Origin of the sequence: Microcella sp. (assembly GCF_030645145.1) — a bacterium.
In the GTDB taxonomy this organism is placed as follows: domain Bacteria; phylum Actinomycetota; class Actinomycetes; order Actinomycetales; family Microbacteriaceae; genus Microcella.
In genome coordinates this window covers 1-2,324 of the sequence record NZ_JAUSMI010000127.1, presented here as the reverse complement: position 1 = coordinate 2,324, position 2,324 = coordinate 1, and the positions used below count along the sequence as shown (strand labels likewise).

Annotated in this window: 3 protein-coding genes; 2 read left to right on the top strand and 1 reads right to left on the bottom strand. The window is 73.9% G+C overall.

Annotated features, from left to right (window positions below):
* The coding region (locus Q7T15_RS08455; RefSeq protein WP_304695233.1) for a hypothetical protein at positions 1 to 510 on the top strand (510 nt) is incomplete at its 5' end.
* A gap of 257 nt (positions 511 to 767) precedes the next feature.
* Positions 768 to 1,229, top strand: a complete 462-nt coding sequence (locus Q7T15_RS08450; protein ID WP_304695231.1) for an SseB family protein — start codon at positions 768 to 770, stop codon at positions 1,227 to 1,229.
* 144 nt (positions 1,230 to 1,373) lie between these two features.
* Here the strand turns inward: Q7T15_RS08450 and Q7T15_RS08445 are convergent.
* Positions 1,374 to 2,324 (bottom strand): magnesium chelatase domain-containing protein (locus Q7T15_RS08445; RefSeq protein WP_304695229.1); only part of this gene is annotated, 951 nt, incomplete at its 5' end.

Genomic DNA, 2,324 nt, shown 5'->3' with positions numbered 1-2,324 from the left:
GAGCAGGCGGGCGCGAGCAACCCCGACGCCGCGCCGGCCGCGAGCGACGCCCCGGCCGACGAGCCCGGCGCCGAGGAGCCCGCGGAGCCGGTCGACCCGGCGAACCCGAACGCGTGCACGCCCGACCAGGTGCAGGTCGCGGCCGTCACCGACGCCGACTCGTACCCCGCCGAGGTGCAGCCGCTGCTGTCGCTCACCCTCACCAACACGGGCGCGACCCCGTGCATCGCGACCGTCGGCACCGACGTGCAGGAGTACGTCATCACCTCAGGGGACGACCGCATCTGGTCGTCGAAGGACTGCCAGCAGAACCCCGCCCCGGCCGAGGTCACCCTCGAGCCCGGCACGCCGCTGTCGACGACGCCGTTCTCGTGGCAGCGCGTGCGCTCCGAGCCCGGCGGCGCGTGCGAGGGCGAGCGTACGGCCGCGATCGGCGGCGGCGCCACCTACCGCCTCACGGTCACGATCGGCCCCTTCTCCTCCGAGGCGAAGCCCTTCATCCTCCAGTAGGTGCCCGCGGCCCGCTTCTCCCTCGCGGGCGCTGCCCACTCCTCCCTCGCGACCGGCGCCCACTACCCCCTCGCGACCGCCCCACGCTTCTCCCTCGCGGGCACCACCTTCCCCGTGGGGCAGTGCGGATCGTGCCGGCGATGGCGAGGCGTGGGGCGGATGCCCGGGCCGGTTCGCGCGAGCGCGTCCCGTCCGCGCCCGCTCGCCCCGGGCATCCTCGCCTCGGTCGCTCGGACCGCCCGCGTAGGCTGGTGGCGATGCCGAAGAAGAAGCGCCCCACCCGCCCCGGCGGCTCCCCGCGCCGGATGCCCGGAGCCGCGAGCCCCCTGCCCGAGTCGAACCTCCCGGTCGAGCAGCGCCTCGCCGCCGCCCTCGAGAAGCAGGATGCCGCGGCCGTCGCCTTCGCGCTGCGCAACGACCACGTGATCGTGCCCCTGCTGCCCGTGGACGGCCCCTCGCAGGTTCGAGTCTTTCGCCGCGGCGAGGCCGACAAGTACATGCTGCTGCTCTTCTCGAGCCCGGAGACGTACGTCGCGATGCTGCCGAACGAGAGCGACCTGCGCGTGCTCGCGTACGACGGGGCGACGCTCGCCGACTTCCTCGAGCAGAACATGGGCGTGCTCGAGGCGGTGTGGTTCGACGTCGCGGGTCCGCACGCGATGCAGGCCGAGCCGCAGACGGTGCTTGACGCGCTGCGCCTCGAGGCCCCGGCCGAGTAGCCCAGCTGGCCCCGGCCGCCCGCTGACGCCACGATTGTGCCCGAAAGTCGCGAGTGAGCCCGAACATTCGGGCCCAGGTGCAACTTTCGGGCTCATTGGCGACTGCCCGGCGGGGGCGGCGCCCCGTCGACGCGCGGCGCGACCCTAGAACTCGGGGATGTCGATCTTCTCGTCGCTCGCGCTCGCGAATGCGAGCCGCACGGCTTCGCGCACGTGCAGCGCCGACGCGTCGATGAGGGTGCGGTAGCCGAGGCGTCGGCCCTCGGCGGCGCGCTGCGGGGCTCCGGCGACGGCGCGGATCTCACCGGCGAGGCTGATCTCGCCGATCGCGGCGAGGTGCCCGTCGAGGGCCTTCTCGCGTCGGGCGCTCGCGATCGCCAGCGCGATGGCGAGGTCGGCCGCGGGCTCGGTGAGCCGGATGCCGCCGACGGTCGAGACGTACACGTCGAAGCTCGAGAGCGGCATGCCGCACCGCCGCTCGAGCACGGCGAGGAGCATCGCGACGCGCGACGAGTCGACGCCGTTGACGACCCGGCGCGGCTGCGGCGCGCTCGACGCGACGACGAGCGCCTGCACCTCGACGGGGATGGCGCGGCGGCCCTCCATCGCGATGGCGACGCACGTGCCGCTCACGGGCGTCGGCGCGTGCGACCGGAACAGCGCGCTCGGGTCGGCGACCTCGGCGATGCCGTCGCCGGTCATCTCGAAGCAGCCCACCTCGTCGGTCGGCCCGAAGCGGTTCTTGTGGGCGCGCACGAAGCGCAGCGCGGTCTGGCGGTCGCCCTCGAACTGGCACACGACATCCACCAGGTGCTCGAGGAGTCGGGGGCCGGCGATCGTGCCGTCCTTCGTGACGTGGCCGACGAGGATGACCGGGAGGTCGCGCTCCTTCGCGACGCGGATGAGCGTGGCCGCGACCTCCTTCACCTGCGAGACGCCGCCGGCGAGGCCGTCGATGAGGGGGTATGCCTCGGTCTGCACCGAGTCGACGATGACGAGCTGCGGCTGCACCTCGTCGATCGGGCCGAGGATCACCGAGAGGTCGGTCTCGGCCGCGAGGTAGAGCTCGTCGCTCAGCGCGTTCGTGCGGCCGGC